The organism is Qipengyuania xiamenensis, from assembly GCF_019711495.1.
Classification (GTDB): domain Bacteria; phylum Pseudomonadota; class Alphaproteobacteria; order Sphingomonadales; family Sphingomonadaceae; genus Qipengyuania; species Qipengyuania xiamenensis.
Genome location: NZ_JAIGNM010000002.1, coordinates 372,201 through 387,011, shown reverse-complemented (window position 1 = coordinate 387,011; position 14,811 = coordinate 372,201). Strand labels below are relative to the sequence as shown.

Sequence of the window (14,811 nt, the reverse complement as noted above, 5' to 3'; positions counted from 1 at the left end):
GCCCTAGCGAGCGATACCGTTAAGGGGAAGCGCACAATGGTTCTGGTCCTCGGCATAGAAAGTTCCTGCGACGAAACCGCCGCCGCACTGGTGGACGGCGACCGGCGCATCGTGGCGCAGCGTATCGCTTCGCAGGACGAGGAGCACGCGCCCTTCGGCGGCGTGGTGCCCGAGATTGCCGCACGCGCCCATGCAGAAAGGCTTGCCCCGATGATCGAGGGCGTACTGGCCGATGCAGGCGTAAAACTTGACGATCTCGACGCAATTGCCGCCACCGCAGGCCCGGGCCTGATCGGCGGTGTCATGGTCGGCCTCGTCAGCGCCAAGGCGCTTGCGATGGCGAGCGGGGTACCGTTGATCGCGGTCAACCACCTCGAAGGCCATGCATTGAGCCCTCGCCTTGCCGACGAGGACCTCGAATTTCCCTATGCCCTGCTGCTCGTATCGGGCGGTCATTGCCAGATCCTGCAGGTCGACGGGGTCGGACAGTACCGCCGACTAGCGACCACGATCGATGACGCGCTTGGCGAGGCATTCGACAAGACGGCGAAGATTCTCGGCCTCGGCTTTCCCGGTGGGCCCGCAGTCGAGCGGATCGCGAAGGAAGGCGACGCCAAGGCCGTGCCGCTCCCCCGCCCGATGGTCGGTAGCGGCGAGCCGCATTTCTCCTTCGCCGGCCTGAAGAGCGCGGTGCTGCGCGCCCACGAGAGCGGGAAATACGAAGCGCCCGACATCGCCGCGAGCTTCCAGCAGGCAGCCATCGACTGCGTGGTCGACCGGTTAAGCATCGCGCTTGCCAAAATGGATGCGGTGAAGACACTCGTGGTGGCAGGCGGCGTTGCAGCGAATGCTTCGGTGCGTGCCGCGCTTGAAGCCGTTGCCGAGAAACGCGGGCTGCGGTTCACCGCACCGCCACCAAAGCTGTGTACCGACAACGCCGCGATGATAGCATGGGCCGGCATCGAACGGCTCGGACTGGACGGGTTCGCCCCCGATCCGCTGGATATTTCTGCGCGGCCCCGCTGGCCGCTCGATCCCGAAGCGGAGCCGGTGCGCGGAGCAGGAGTGAAGGCATGAGCGTAGGGGTCCTTGGAGCAGGCGCATGGGGCACGGCCCTTGCGCAAATGGTCGCCAGCGATGGCCGCGACGTCCTGCTCTGGGCGCGCGAGGTCGAGCTGGTCGAAGAAATCAACACCGCCCACAAGAACACCCCCTTCCTGCCGAGCGCGACCCTGTCCGAGAATATCCGCGCGACCAGCGACCTTGCCGAAATGGCGACGCTCGACGCGATGCTCGTCGTCACGCCCGCACAGCACATGGGCGCAATGCTGGAGGCCATGCCCTCGCACCCGCGCGATCTCATCCTGTGCTCCAAGGGGATCGAGGCGGGCACGGGCCGGCTGATGAACCATGTTGCACGCGATGCGGCCCCGAAAAGCGATATCGCCGTGCTCTCAGGCCCGACCTTCGCGCATGAAGTCGCGGCCGGTCTTCCCGCAGCCGTTACGCTGGCATGCGGTGGCGGAGAGGCGCAGTGGGAGCGCATTGCCCCGCTCGTCGCCCGCACCAATTTCCGACCCTATTATTCCGATGACGTGACCGGTGCGGAAATCGGCGGTGCGGTGAAAAACGTGCTGGCCATCGCCTGCGGCGTCGTCGAAGGCCTGCGCCTCGGCCAGAACGCCCGCGCCGCGCTGATCGCACGCGGCTATGCGGAAATGCTCCGCTTCGGCGAGGCTTTGGGCGCGCGCGCGGAAACGCTGACCGGCCTGTGCGGCCTGGGCGATCTCGTGCTGACCTGTTCGTCCACCTCGAGCCGCAATTTCTCGCTCGGCAAGGCGCTGGGCGAAGGCCAGAGCGCGGCCAGCCTCATGTCCGACCGCAAGACCGTGGCCGAAGGCGCGCATACCGCGCCGGTTCTGGTCGAACTTGCCGACAAATATGGCGTGACCATGCCGATCGTCGGCGCGGTGAATGCGCTGCTTTCGGGCGCAGAGCCGAAATCCGTGGTGGGCGATATCCTTGCCCGGCCGCTTAAGGCCGAACAGGAAAGCGACGCTTGAGCCAGCCCGCTCCGCCAGCGCAGCCCGAACCAGCCAAGGGCGGTGACGACATGGCCACGCTCGCCAAGGGCGGGCGCACCAACACGCTCGGCTTCATCGTGCGCCTGCTTGGCGGGCTGCCCTTCCTGTTCGTCGGCTACCGTCTCTACGGGGTCGAGGAAATGGGGCGCTTCGCTATCGCCTTCGTGGTGGTCGAAATCCTGGCGCTGGTCTGCGCGCTAGGCGAAAAGCGCGGCCTTGCGCAACGCCTGGCCGAAGGGGCCGAAGACGACGAACCCGAAGCTGCACGCCGCAAGGTCAACCTCGTGTTCGACGGGATGCTTGCCTCGCTGGCGGTTTCGCTCGTGGTATGCGCGGTCCTGCTCGTATTCCCGGTGATCATCTTCCCCAATGGGGTGAACAGCAGCTGGGACATGTGGATGATCGCGGCAATCCCGGCATTCGCGCTGACCGAAATCCTGCTCGCGGCACAGGCCTACCGCTACGATATCGCGACGACCGTGCGTGCACGCGCCCTGGTCGAGCCGTGGACCAAATCGATCCTCGTCACCGCGTTGTTCTTCGTGCCCGGGGTGGGCGAAGGTGGAATCGCGCTTGCATTCCTTGGCGCGATCTATGCCGCTCTACTGACCGCTGCCTGGTCGTTCTTCCGGACCTACGGCAGGCCTGCCGGCTGGCGACCGCGCCCGCGTTATCTCGGCAAGATGAGCCTGCGCGCCCTGCCGCTGGTGGGCGCCGATGTCATTGAGCGCGGCACGCGGCTGCTCGACGTGTGGCTGCTCGGCCAGTCGACCTCTGCCGATACGGTCGGCATCTACTGGTTCGCAAAGGAAGTCGTCAGCCTGCCGCAGAAACTGAAATCCAGTTTCGAGCCGATCCTCTCGCCGGTCATCACCAAGAACCTGAAGATCGGAAACATGACGGCAATCGCATCGCAGGTGCGGCAGGTCGGCTTCTGGATCATCGCCCTGCAGGCCGGCATAGCGCTGGCGCTGGCCATTCCGGGCGAGGCTGTCATGGGCCTCGGCGGTCCGGCCATCGTCGGCGGTACGGGCGCACTCGCGCTGCTGCTGACGGCAGAAGTCATCGCGTCGATGGCTGTCGTGTCGGAAAGCGTGCTGGTCTACATCGCGCGCAAGCGAAACCTCGCGATCTCGGTCGGCATCATAACGCTGCAGGGTGCGCTGACGCTGGCCCTGATCGCGCTTGCCGACCATCTCGGCATGGATGAAGGCTTCAAGGCTGCGGGCGCGGCGCTCGCAATGCTGATAGCGCTCGGCACATCCAGCCTCGTCAAGGCGCTGCTCCTCAAGCGGCTGCTCAAGGCACCGGTGAGCAACTGGCGATGGGCGCTGGTCTGGGCGACCGCGCCGACAGTGGTCGTCGGCTTCGTCGCGACGCTGCTTCCTGAATGGGCGGAGCTTGCTTTCGGTATCCCCGCGATCCTTGCCACATACGGCTATGTGATCTGGAAACGCGGTTTCGGACCGGAAGATCGGGTCCTTTTCCGCAAGAATTCGCCAGAATCGGGCGATACCGCGCCCTAATCGGCATATTCGATAAGCTACTGTTTTTAAGACGTATTACCGCCCTCCGCGGGAGGATTGCGGCTGCATTCGCGTGCCCAAACTTGACTCATGCCTCATTTTGGCCACATTTTAGACATGATGTCGCCTTTATTTATGTGATAACATTACATAGGAGTAGGGAATCATGGAGAGGAAGAATATGGACAATCGCACTCGTGCAGGAGGAGCCGCATTGTCGCTCCTCGCCACAAGCTCGCTGATCATTGCCGTCGCAGGTTGTTCGCAGGACCAGTCGAGCGAAGAGGTCGAATCGATTGCGACCTACGACATTGCTTCCCCTCCCCCGCCCGTTTCTCCCGCGCCTCCGGGCGTCGCTGCGGAAATGGCCACGGTCGACATGGCCATGGCACCGCCGCCTCCCGGCCAGTGGGCAAGAGCGAGCGTGCCCGGTGATGCCTATCCGATGCCGCCTGAGGATCGCGAGCGCTATGCGGGCGAGGAAGTCTCATCGATCAAGCTGGTGTCGACCGAGCCTGTCTCGACCTTCTCCGTCGACGTCGACACCGGTGCCTATGCCAATGCCCGCAGGTTCCTGACCATGGGCCAACTCCCGCCGCGCGGCGCAGTGCGGACTGAGGAGATGATAAACTACTTCCGCTACGACTACGCCCGCCCGGAAGATCGCAGCAAGCCGTTCTCGGTCACGCTCGATGCGGCGGAAAGCCCCTGGAACCCGCAAGCAAAGCTGATCCGCGTGGGCCTGCGCGGCTATGACCTGCCGCGCGATGAGCGACCGGCGGCGAACCTCGTCTTCCTCGTCGATGTGTCGGGTTCGATGAACAGCCCCGACAAGCTGCCGCTGGTCAAACGGGCTCTCTCCGGCCTCGCCTCGGAAATGTCGGGCAAGGACAAGGTTTCGATCGTCGTCTACGCGGGCCGCACCGCGGTCGTGCTCGAACCGACGAGCAATTCCGCCAAGGTCCGCGCCGCCCTCTCGCGTCTCGAGGCGGGCGGTTCGACCGCGGGCGCTGCGGGCCTCGAACTTGCCTATGACATGGCGCGCCAGGGCTTCATCAAGGGCGGCGTCAACCGCGTGATCCTTGCCACCGACGGCGATTTCAACGTCGGCATGTCGGATACCGACCGGCTGATCGAGATGATCGAGAAGCAGCGCGACAGCGGCGTGACGCTGACCACGCTCGGCTTCGGCACGGGCAATTACAACGAAGCGATGATGGAGCAGATCGCCAATCACGGTAACGGCAATTACGCCTATATCGACAGCGCGCTGGAAGCGAAGAAGGTGCTGCGGGAGGAAATGAGCAGCACGCTCTTCACCATCGCCAAGGACGTGAAGATCCAGGTCGAGTTCAACCCTTCCGTCGTCAGCCAGTATCGCCTGATCGGCTACGAGAACCGCGCACTTCGCGAGGAAGACTTCAACAACGACGCGGTCGATGCAGGCGATATCGGTGCCGGGCACCAGGTCACTGCGATCTACGAGATAATCCCGGCCGGCAACAAGGGCTGGATCTCGGATCGCCGCTATGGCGCCGAGGCTGGAAGCCCCGCTGCCAGCCGCTCGGACGAGGCCGCCTTCGTCCAGCTGCGCTACAAACTGCCCGACGGGTCGAAATCGAAGCTGATCCAGTATCGCCTGCCCGCAGCCGCGCTCCAGACGCGCCGCCAGCCGCAGGGCGATTTCGCCTTCGCCGCAGCAGTGGCCGCCTACGGCCAGAAGTTGCGCGGAGACGATTTGCTGAAAGGCTTCAGCTGGGAGGACGTCGTCAGCCTCGCCGGTCGCCAGCGCGACTACTACCGGCAGGAATTCGTCGAGCTCGCCCGCACTGCCGAAGCGCAAATGTAGCCTGTGTCCCCCGCCCTGCGCATCCGCCCCTTGAACGCGGCGGATGCGCAGGTAGAAGGCGCTGGAGATGACACAGCGCCCTACCCTGACAATCACGCTCGGTGCCGCCCTCGTGGCGGCGCTTGGCTATGTGGGCAGCCAGGCATCGGGCGCCGCCATGGCCGACCGGCTCGCCGCTGCAGCCGGTCCCGCGCTGGCTGACGCGGGCACGCCCTCGGTCGAGGCCCGTTTCGCCAACCGCTTCGGCCACCCTTCACGCCATCCCGTCTTGAGCGGCGGTGAAACGCTGGAGGATGAAGAGCGCACGAAGGCGGCGCGCGCCGTTGCAGCCCTACCCGGCGTCGGCGGGGTCAGCTGGATCGACGGCTCCGTCAATGCGGAAAGCGGCGAGTCCGAATTCGAGCCCCTGCACTGCCAGGAGGATGTGGACGGCCTGCTACGCACGCGCACCATCCGTTTCGAGGAAGCAAGCACCGCACTTGTGCCCGCCAGCCGTATCCTGCTCGATGAGGTCGCCGCAGCGCTGCGCCCGTGCCTTGGCTCGATCATCGCGATCACCGGCCACACGGACCGGTCGGGCAACGAGCAAGCAAACCTCGCGCTCAGCATGGACCGAGCGCGCACCGTTCGCGAAGCCCTCGTCCGCCGCGGGATCCCGCGTGACGGGCTGCGCGCCCGCGGTGTCGGCTCCAGCGAGCCGGTCGAACGCCTGACGCCCGAAGATCCCGCCAACCGCCGCATCGAATTCTCGGTCATCCGCAAGGAGCCGCTGACCCCGACGTCCGTCGATACACCGGGACCCCGCTGATATGCCGATATGGTTCGAAGTCATCGCGCTGATGCTGGTCGCCTATCTGATCGGCCTGACGATCGGCTGGGCCCTGTGGAGCCGCGCACCGGCACCGCATCCCGATGAAAATCTTGTCCAAGAAGAGAGGGACGACACATGAGCGAACTGCTCGCCGAACACTGGATCCTGCTCGCCATCGCTCTCGTGATCGGGCTTATCGTTGCCTGGTTCCTGCTGCGCACCAATCGCCGCACCCGCGTGACCGGCGCGAGCAAGGATGTACTCGACGAGGGCGCGGAACGCGCACAGCGGAATTCCGCGCTGGTCGATGCACCTCCCGCCGCGACCCGCGACCCCGAGCCGGTGGTCAAGGTGAGCGACGGCAATGGCGACGAGCTCACCCGCATCAAGGGCGTAGGCCCCAAGCTTGCCGCAACGCTCGAAAGCCTCGGTGTCACGTCCTTCGCGCAGATCGCAGAATGGGACGATGCGGAGATCGACCGTATCGACGCCCAGCTCGGCCGCTTCGAAGGGCGCATCCGGCGCGACGACTGGGTCGGCCAGGCCCGCCTTTTGGCTGATGGCAATGACGCCGAATTTACGGGCAAATACGGGGCCGGAGCCTGACCGTGGAACCTTCTCGCGTTTGACCCATTTCAAATGTTGGGTCGAGCGAACGAGGAGAGGCTGCATGGGACAACAGCTACGCGTACTTGTCGCCGAAGATGAATTGATCGTTGGCTACGATCTTTGCGACACCGTTTCGGAAGCCGGCTATATCGTGGAAGGTCCTTTTGACGACCTGTCCAGCGCCATGCTTGCCTACCAGAAGACCAAACCGGATATCGCCATTCTCGATGTCCAGCTGGGTGACGGCATCGTCTACCCGCTGGCGGAGCAGATGATGGCCGAAAACGTGCCGGTGATCTTCCATTCCGGCCACCTCACACCGCAGGAAGTAGCGACCCGCTTTCCGCTGGCTCAGGCGCTGTCCAAGCCCTGTCCTCCGGCCGAGGTAATCGAGTCCGTCCAGCGGGCAGCCGCAGCCGCCTAGCGCTTTCGAATTTCTGGCTTTTTCGGGAACCGCGCACCGCACGGCCCCATTCCTTGCACGTACCCCAAGGAAAGGAACTCCCATGTCGCTCCAGAAAATGATCGATGCCCACCCGCAGGTGGAAGACAAGACCGAAGACCTCGTCCTCGCCGCCCGTCACGCAATGCTGTGCTCGCTGTTCTGCACCAGCTGCGCCGACGCCTGCGTGGCCGAAGACATGGACATGGCCCAGTGCATCCGCAACTGCCTCGACTGTGCCGATGTCTGCGCTGCGACCGCACGCCTCGCCGTCCGCCGTACCGCCCAGAACATCGATGTCCTGCGCGCCCAGATGGAAGCCTGCATCAAGGCCTGTGAAACCTGCGCCGAAGAATGCGAGAAGCATGACAACGACCATTGCAAGTGGTGCGCCAAGATGTGCCGCGAATGCGCCGACGACTGCCGCAAGGCACTGAGCCAAGTAAAGTGAGGCGATCGGGCGGGACAGTGGTATACTCTCCCGCCTGATGTCCAAGCTTCGCACCTTCTTCGCGCTCGACAGCGTCGACAAAATCGCCACCTTCGAGGCGATCGCAATGGTGCTCTACGCGAAATTCCTGGTTGCAAGCGTGCCGCCGCGCAAGTGGCGCAATCGCTTCGGCGCCATTGCCACCCACAGCACAAAGCAGGATGCCGATCTCGCTACCGTCCGCCGGGTCAGGCTGGCGATACTGCGCGCCCTCAACAACGTCCCCGGTTCACCCAATTGCCTGCCGCAAGCTCTGACCGGACGGTGGATGCTGGAGCGGCGCGGTATTGCCTCCAGCCTGTTCATTGGCACCCAGCGCGATGCGGACGGGAAGATGCAATTCCATGCCTGGCTGAAAGTGGGCGAGGAGTGGGTCACCGGCATTTGCGAGGAGGCCGATTACACGCTGCTCCTGCCGGGCGATGCGGAGACGGCCTGACTCCCCCTTGCGCCTGCATCGGCTGTCTGCCATCGGCAAATTCAAGTTACAAAGGAGACCACATGGCTGGTATGGTGCCATTCGACTGGAACGATCCCTTCAAGCTCGACGACCAGCTGAGCGAGGAAGAACGGATGATCCGCGACGCTGCGCATGCATTTGCGCAGGGCGAACTCCAGCCGCGCGTGATCGAGGGCTTCTCCAAGGAACTCGATGCTCCCGAACTCTTCCCGATGATGGGCGAAGCCGGTCTGCTCGGCGCGACTGTTCCGGAAGAATATGGCGGCGCAGGTGCCAGCTACGTCGCATACGGCCTGATCGCGCGCGAGATCGAGCGCGTCGATAGCGGCTACCGCTCGATGGCTTCGGTCCAGTCCAGCCTCGTGATGTATCCGATCCATGCCTATGGTTCGGAAGAGCAGAAGAAGAAGTACCTCCCCGGCCTCGCCAGCGGGCAGCTGATCGGCTGCTTCGGCCTTACCGAACCCGACGCAGGCTCCGACCCAGCCGGCATGAAGACCGTCGCGAAGAAGACCGACGGTGGCTACGTGATCTCCGGCTCCAAGACCTGGATTTCCAATTCGCCCTTCGCCGATGTCTTCGTCGTCTGGGCGAAGAGCGAGGCACACGGCGGCGGCATTCGCGGCTTCGTGCTCGAAAAGGGCATGAAGGGCCTCTCGGCTCCCAAGATCGAGGGCAAGATTTCGCTGCGCGCCAGCACCACCGGCATGATCGTGATGGACGAGGTCGAAGTGGGCGAAGATGCCCTCCTTCCCGAAGTCCAGGGCCTCAAGGGCCCCTTCGGCTGCCTCAACCGTGCCCGCTACGGCATCAGCTGGGGCGCGATGGGCGCGGCGGAATTCTGCCTCCACGCAGCGCGCCAGTACGGTCTCGATCGTGAGCAGTTCGGCGTACCGCTTGCATCGAAGCAGCTTTACCAACTCAAGCTTGCCGACATGATGAGCGAGATCGCGCTCGGCCTGCAGGCTTCCTTGCGCGTCGGCCGCCTGATGGACGAAGGCAAGTTTGCGCCTGACATGATCTCGATCGTGAAGCGCAACAACGTCGGCAAGGCGCTCGATATCGCCCGCAAGTCGCGCGACATGCACGGCGGCAACGGCATTTCGGAAGAGTACCAGGTGATCCGCCACATGGTGAACCTCGAGACAGTCAACACCTACGAGGGCACGCATGACGTCCATGCGCTGATCCTCGGCCGCGCCATCACGGGGATCGCCGCGTTTTGATCAGGCTTCACGGATATTATCGCAGCTCGACCTCATACCGCCTGCGCATCGCGCTGGAGCTGAAGGGGCTCGAGTACGAGTATGTCCCCGTGAACCTGCTCACCTCCGAGCAGAAGGGCGAGGCCTTCACCAGCCGCAACCCCTTTGGCTCGGTCCCGCTGCTCGAAGTGGACGGCAAGGACCGCGTGCAGTCGATGGCGCAGATCGAGTGGCTGGACGAAGCCTATCCGGATCGTCCGCTGCTGCCGACCGACATCGAGGACCGCTACGTCGCCCGCGAACTGGCCTATGCCATCGCGACCGAACTGCACGCCCCGCTCAACCTGCCGGTGCTGAAGTACCTCGCCAACGAATACGGCAAGTCGCAGGAAGAGATCGGCGTGTGGTACCGCCACTGGCTCGCCCGCACGCTCGAACCGCTGGAGGCTCGCCTCGCGCAGCTGGGCACGGCCGACTTCCTGTTCGATGCACCGGGGTTCTTCGAAGTCTGCCTGCTCCCGCAGGTCTATAACGCGCGCCGGTTCGACTTCGACTTCAGCGACAAGCCCCATATTGAGCGGATCGAGGCAGCCTGTCTCGCCCTTCCCGAATTCCAGCGCGCCCACCCGGACGCGCAACCCGACAATCCCGAAAACCAATAAGAGAGAGGACCTCCCATGAAACTCGCCACGCTGAAAGACGGAACCCGCGACGGCAAGCTGGTGGTCGTCTCCAAGGACCTCACACGTTACTGCGCCGCCGACAATATCGCACCCACGATGCAGGCCGCGCTCGACAATTGGGACGAGGTCGCGCCCAAGCTGAACGCGCTTTACACGGATGTCGAACACCAGACGGTGCCGTGCGAGCGCTTCCACGAGCGCGAGGCGCATTCGCCTCTGCCGCGCGCCTATCAGTGGGCGGACGGCTCAGCCTATATCAACCACGTCGAACTGGTGCGTAAGGCACGCGGCGCCGAAGTGCCCGAAAGCTTTTATCACGACCCGCTGATGTACCAGGGCGGCAGCGACAACTTCCTCGCCCCGCGCGACGACATTCCCCTTAAGGACACCAAGTGGGGCTGCGACATGGAAGGCGAGATCGCAGTCATCACCGACGATGTCCCGATGGGCGTGTCGAGCGAAGAGGCGGCGGACCACATCAAGCTGGTCATGCTGGTGAACGACGTGAGCCTTCGCGGCCTCATCCCCGGCGAACTTGCCAAGGGTTTCGGCTTCTTCCAGTCCAAGCCGGCCAGCGCCTTCAGCCCCGTCGCGGTGACGCCCGACGAGCTGGGCGATGCGTGGAAGGGCAGCGTCATCCACCTGCCGCTGATGGTCGATTACAACGACCAGCCTTTCGGCCGCGCCAATGCCGGTGTCAATGCGACCTTCAGCCTCGCCGACCTTGTCGCCCATGCCGCCAAGACGCGCGACCTGGGTGCAGGCACCATCATCGGCTCGGGCACGGTCTCGAACCAGGGCCCGGATGGCGATCCGGGCAAGCCGGTCTCCGAGGGCGGTCTTGGCTATAGTTGCATCGCCGAAATCCGCATGATCGAGACCATCGCAGACGGTGAGGCCAAGACCCGTTTCATGGCGCCGGGCGACACGGTCCGCGTCGAGATGAAGGACGCCGAGGGCCACTCGATCTTCGGCGCGATCGAACAGAAGGTGGTCGAGGCCTGAGCACTCCTTCGCCCATAGCGGGAAAGCGGATCGGGCTGCTTTCCTCGTGGGTCTCGCGCCGCAATGGCGGCGTTTTCGAGGCGGTCCTCGCGCGGGCCAAGATGCTTGACGCACTCGGCGCGCAGCCCGTGATCCTCGGGCTGCGCGAAGAGGATACGTCGCAGGATGCATGGCGGTTCGGCGGGATCGAGACGCAGCTCGTCGTCCCGTCGGGCCCGGCGGCCTTTGGCTTTGCACCGGACCTGCCACAAGCAATCGATGACGCGCGGCTCGACCTGCTCCACTTGCACGGCATCTGGCAGTATCCGAGCCACGCCGCGGCAGACTGGACCAATGCCACGGCCAGGCCGCTGGTGATCAGCCCGCACGGCATTCTCGATCCGTGGATCACCTCCCGCAACGCGTGGAAGAAGCATCTCGCCCGTACACTGTGGGAACGGCGTGCATGGCGCTCGGCCGCGGCCTTCCATGCGCTTACCGATGCCGAAGCGCATGACATCGCGACCGAGACGCACAGCGCAAAGATTGCCATCGTCCCCAATCCTGCGCCTGCCCTGTCGGTCCCCGACGGAGAGCATCGCGGCCCCTCGCTTCTCTATCTCGGTCGCATACACGAGAAGAAGAACCTGTCCGCGCTCATCGCTGCCTGGATCGCCGCGCGGGCGGAGCTGCCGGAAGGCGCCATGCTGACTGTGGCCGGATGGGGCGACGACGCCGGGATCGACATGCTCGAACACGCCATGCGCGATCACCGGGAGTTCGGGATCGAGTTCGTCGGAACCGCCTTCGGTTCGCAGAAAGCGGCACTTCTCGACCTCGCCCGCTTCGTGGTCCTGCCCAGCCTGAGCGAAGGGCTGCCGATGGCAATCCTCGAGGCATGGGCGGCAGGTGTCCCGACCATCATGACCGAGCACTGCCACCTGCCACAAGGCTTCGCTGCCGGGGCTGCAATCAGGTGCGGGACACAAAGCGAAGAAATCCGCGCTGCGCTGGTCGAAGCGCTCGGCAAGTCCGACAGCGAGTGGCAGGGCATGTCACGCGCGGCCTTGGGCCTGGCCGGAGGACCATTCAGCGCCGGGACAATCTCGCAGCGCTGGGAAGAGCTTTACGGTTTACTGCTGGAAGACCGAGCGCCCACTGCTCTATCTGGGGCTGGCCTTCCTCGCGTTACCCCTGCTGCAACTCATCCCGCTGCCACCGGCAATCTGGCAGGCATTGCCGGGTCGGGAGCTTGAGATCGCATCGCTGGCAGTGATCGGCGCCGAGGATAGCTGGCGGCCGCTTTCGATCAGCCCGCCGCTGACGCTGGCTGCGTTGTTGGTGCTGGTTCCTCCCGTCGGGACGATGTGGGCGGTTTCTACCCTTTCACGCACAGATCGGCGCTTCCTCCTGCTGGTGATAGCGGTGGTGGGGCTGTGCGGAGCATTGCTGGGCGCGATATGCCGGGCGCTTCGCCGCCGGCCCACCAGAGCCATGCCAGTACAGCGACCACAAACGCCAGCTGGACGAGCATTTCGGCGGCAGGACTGGGCGAACCGCCACCGCCGAGCACCATCGCGCAGGCGATGAAGCCCGCTGCGATCCGGCCATGGCGGCCGATGCCCATCCTGTCGCGCAATTGCAGCGTCCCGCTCCCCGAATGCGTGCCCTCCCGACCCTATACGGACCGGGAGGGCGCGCAAGCTACATCGAGCGGGCAATCACCATCTTCATGACTTCGTTCGAACCGCCGAAGATGCGCGTGATGCGGCTGTCGCGATACATGCGCGCAATCGGGTAGTCGTTGATGTAACCTGCACCGCCATGGAACTGGAGGCACTTGTCGACGACTTCACCCTGAAGCTCAGTGACCCAGTATTTCGCCATGCAGGCGGTATCGACGCTGAGTTCGCGCTTGAGGTGCTTGGCGATACAATCGTTGACGAATACCCGCGCCGCAGTGGCTCGCGCCTTGAGATCGGCCATCACGAATTGCGTGTTCTGGAAATCCCAGATCGTCTGTCCGAATGCCTTGCGGCTTTTCACGTATTCCATCGTGGTCTCGAGCGCCTTCTCGATCCCAGTCATCGCACCCATCGCGATGATCAGACGCTCCTGCGGAAGCTCGCCCATGAGCTGGTAGAAGCCCTTGCCTTCCTCACCGCCGAGAACATTCTCGGCGGGCACGAAGACATCGTCGAAGAACAGTTCCGACGTATCGGCAGCATCCATCCCGATCTTGTCGAGCTTCTTGCCGCGCTGGAAACCCTCAGCGCCCTCGGTCTCGAGCAGCATGAGGGAGATGCCCTTGGCACGCTCGTTGGGATCGGTCTTGGCAACCACGATGATGAAATCGGCGGTCTGGCCGTTCGAGATATAGGTCTTGGCACCGTTGATGCGGTAGCCGTTGCCGTCCTTCAAAGCGGTGGTCGTGATGCTCTGGAGATCGGAGCCGACACCCGGCTCGGTCATTGCGATCGCGCTGACCAGTTCGCCGGTGACGAGCTTGGGCAGGTACTTCTTCTTCTGCTCCTCGGTCCCGTGCCGCACCAGGTACGGAAGGATCACCGTGTTGTGCAGGCTGGCTGCGAAGCCCTCGACGCCATGCTTGGCCTGCTGGTCGATGACGACCATCTCGTGGCGGAAATCACCGCCATGGCCGCCGTATTCCTCGGGGACGGAGGTGCCGAGCAGGCCAGCTTCACCGGCCTCGCGCCAGAAATCTCGCTCGACCTGGCCCTCTTCGCGCCATTGGAGAACGCGCTTTTCAGGCGCATGCTGCTGGTAGAACTTACCCACTGCATCCGCGAAGATAGAGATCTCCTCGTCGTCCATGAATTCGGGCTGGGGTACGTCGATAACGGCCATCTTACTTCCCCTTCCAATTCGGCTTGCGCTTCTCGGCAAAGGCCGCAGCGCCTTCGCGTGCGTCCTCGGAGACGAAGACCGGTCCGATGAGCTGAGCCTGCTTGTCGTAGCGCTCGTCCATCGCCCAGCCGCGCGATTCCTTCATGATCTGCTTGGAGACCTTCACTGCAAGCGGGCCATTGGCGGCGATGCTGGCAGCAAGCGCCTTCGCACCTTCCAGCGCCGATCCGTCGGTCACGCGGTTGATGAGGCCGATTTCGTAGGCGCGGTCTGCACCGATGAAATCGCCCGTCAGCGCGAGTTCCATCGCGACCCGTTCGGGGATCTGGTCGGGCAGCATCATCACGCCGCCGGCAGCCGCCACCAAGCCGCGCTTGGCTTCGGGAATGCCGAACTTGGCGTCCTTGTGCGCCACCACGAGATCGCAGGCGATCATCAGTTCGAGGCCGCCTGCAAGCGCATAGCCTTCGACAGCTGCGATCAGCGGCTTCTTCGGCGGAGCCTGCACCACGCCGCCGAAACCGCGGCCTTCGATGCTGGGCGATTCGCCGCGCAGGAAGCCTTTCAAATCCATGCCCGAGCAGAACGTCCCGCCCGCACCGGTCAGGATGCCGACGCGCAGGTCGTCGTCCTCGTCGAGGCGATCCATCGCCGCTGCAATGCCTTCGGCAGCGGCCTTGTTCATGGCGTTCTTGGCTTCTGGACGGTTGATCGTGACGATCAGGACACCGTCGTCGACTTCGGTCAGGACGTCTTCAGACATGGGGCTCTCTCTCCAATTGCAAAACGAAACTGTTCTT

Annotated in this window: 17 protein-coding genes; 14 read left to right on the top strand and 3 right to left on the bottom strand. The window is 64.1% G+C overall.

Annotation, left to right across the window (positions count from 1 at the left end; all coding sequences use genetic code 11):
- Positions 1-36: 36 nt before the first annotated feature.
- The 14 genes from tsaD to K3165_RS09990 all read left to right on the top strand — a co-directional run bounded on the left by tsaD (position 37) and on the right by K3165_RS09990 (position 12,399).
- Complete coding sequence (tsaD, locus tag K3165_RS10055; RefSeq protein ID WP_221548747.1) at positions 37-1,077, top strand: tRNA (adenosine(37)-N6)-threonylcarbamoyltransferase complex transferase subunit TsaD; 1,041 nt, start codon at positions 37-39, stop codon at positions 1,075-1,077.
- On the top strand, positions 1,074-2,063 hold the full coding sequence (locus K3165_RS10050) for an NAD(P)H-dependent glycerol-3-phosphate dehydrogenase (protein ID WP_221548746.1): 990 nt from the start codon (positions 1,074-1,076) through the stop codon (positions 2,061-2,063). The genes tsaD and K3165_RS10050 overlap by 4 nt, the downstream gene beginning before the upstream one ends.
- 50 nt (positions 2,064-2,113) lie before the next feature.
- A complete protein-coding gene (locus tag K3165_RS10045) occupies positions 2,114-3,610 on the top strand; it encodes a lipopolysaccharide biosynthesis protein (RefSeq protein ID WP_221549017.1) in 1,497 nt (498 codons plus the stop codon).
- 166 nt (positions 3,611-3,776) lie between these two features.
- A complete protein-coding gene (locus tag K3165_RS10040; RefSeq protein WP_247714060.1) occupies positions 3,777-5,459 on the top strand; it encodes a vWA domain-containing protein in 1,683 nt (560 codons plus the stop codon).
- A 67-nt stretch (positions 5,460-5,526) separates the two neighbouring features.
- The gene (locus K3165_RS10035) at positions 5,527-6,267 is read left to right on the top strand and encodes an OmpA family protein (RefSeq protein ID WP_221548745.1); all 741 of its coding nucleotides are present in this window, start codon (positions 5,527-5,529) and stop codon (positions 6,265-6,267) included.
- Position 6,268: 1 nt separating this feature from the next.
- Positions 6,269-6,409 (top strand): hypothetical protein, encoded by a 141-nt coding sequence (locus K3165_RS10030; protein WP_221548744.1) that lies wholly within the window; start codon positions 6,269-6,271, stop codon positions 6,407-6,409.
- Complete coding sequence (locus K3165_RS10025) at positions 6,406-6,876, top strand: hypothetical protein (protein WP_221548743.1); 471 nt, start codon at positions 6,406-6,408, stop codon at positions 6,874-6,876. The genes K3165_RS10030 and K3165_RS10025 overlap by 4 nt, the downstream gene beginning before the upstream one ends.
- Before the next feature lie 64 nt (positions 6,877-6,940).
- Complete coding sequence (locus tag K3165_RS10020) at positions 6,941-7,303, top strand: response regulator (RefSeq protein ID WP_221548742.1); 363 nt, start codon at positions 6,941-6,943, stop codon at positions 7,301-7,303.
- An 82-nt stretch (positions 7,304-7,385) separates the two neighbouring features.
- Positions 7,386-7,772, top strand: coding sequence for a four-helix bundle copper-binding protein (locus K3165_RS10015; protein WP_221548741.1), 387 nt, complete (start codon positions 7,386-7,388; stop codon positions 7,770-7,772).
- Positions 7,773-7,809: 37 nt separating this feature from the next.
- Positions 7,810-8,250, top strand: coding sequence for a lasso peptide biosynthesis B2 protein (locus K3165_RS10010; RefSeq protein ID WP_221548740.1), 441 nt, complete (start codon positions 7,810-7,812; stop codon positions 8,248-8,250).
- 71 nt (positions 8,251-8,321) lie between these two features.
- Positions 8,322-9,497, top strand: a complete 1,176-nt coding sequence (locus tag K3165_RS10005; RefSeq protein WP_221549015.1) for an acyl-CoA dehydrogenase — start codon at positions 8,322-8,324, stop codon at positions 9,495-9,497.
- Positions 9,497-10,138 (top strand): maleylacetoacetate isomerase, encoded by a 642-nt coding sequence (maiA, locus tag K3165_RS10000; protein ID WP_221549014.1) that lies wholly within the window; start codon positions 9,497-9,499, stop codon positions 10,136-10,138. Before K3165_RS10005 ends, maiA begins: the two co-directional genes overlap by 1 nt.
- A 15-nt stretch (positions 10,139-10,153) precedes the next feature.
- Positions 10,154-11,164, top strand: coding sequence for a fumarylacetoacetate hydrolase family protein (locus K3165_RS09995; protein ID WP_221548739.1), 1,011 nt, complete (start codon positions 10,154-10,156; stop codon positions 11,162-11,164).
- The gene (locus K3165_RS09990) at positions 11,161-12,399 is read left to right on the top strand and encodes a glycosyltransferase (protein WP_345721025.1); all 1,239 of its coding nucleotides are present in this window, start codon (positions 11,161-11,163) and stop codon (positions 12,397-12,399) included. Before K3165_RS09995 ends, K3165_RS09990 begins: the two co-directional genes overlap by 4 nt.
- Before the next feature lie 122 nt (positions 12,400-12,521).
- On the opposite strand, the gene K3165_RS09985 is transcribed toward K3165_RS09990, so the two are convergent.
- The 3 genes from K3165_RS09985 to K3165_RS09975 form a co-directional block, all read right to left on the bottom strand.
- Entirely contained in the window at positions 12,522-12,782 is a 261-nt protein-coding gene (locus K3165_RS09985) for a hypothetical protein (protein ID WP_221548737.1), read from the bottom strand.
- A 65-nt stretch (positions 12,783-12,847) separates the two neighbouring features.
- Positions 12,848-14,011: an acyl-CoA dehydrogenase family protein gene (locus tag K3165_RS09980; protein WP_221548736.1), complete on the bottom strand. Its 1,164-nt coding sequence runs from the start codon at positions 14,009-14,011 to the stop codon at positions 12,848-12,850.
- A 1-nt stretch (position 14,012) separates the two neighbouring features.
- The gene (locus K3165_RS09975) at positions 14,013-14,774 is read right to left on the bottom strand and encodes a crotonase/enoyl-CoA hydratase family protein (RefSeq protein WP_221548735.1); all 762 of its coding nucleotides are present in this window, start codon (positions 14,772-14,774) and stop codon (positions 14,013-14,015) included.
- Between the last annotated feature and the right edge of the window lie 37 nt (positions 14,775-14,811).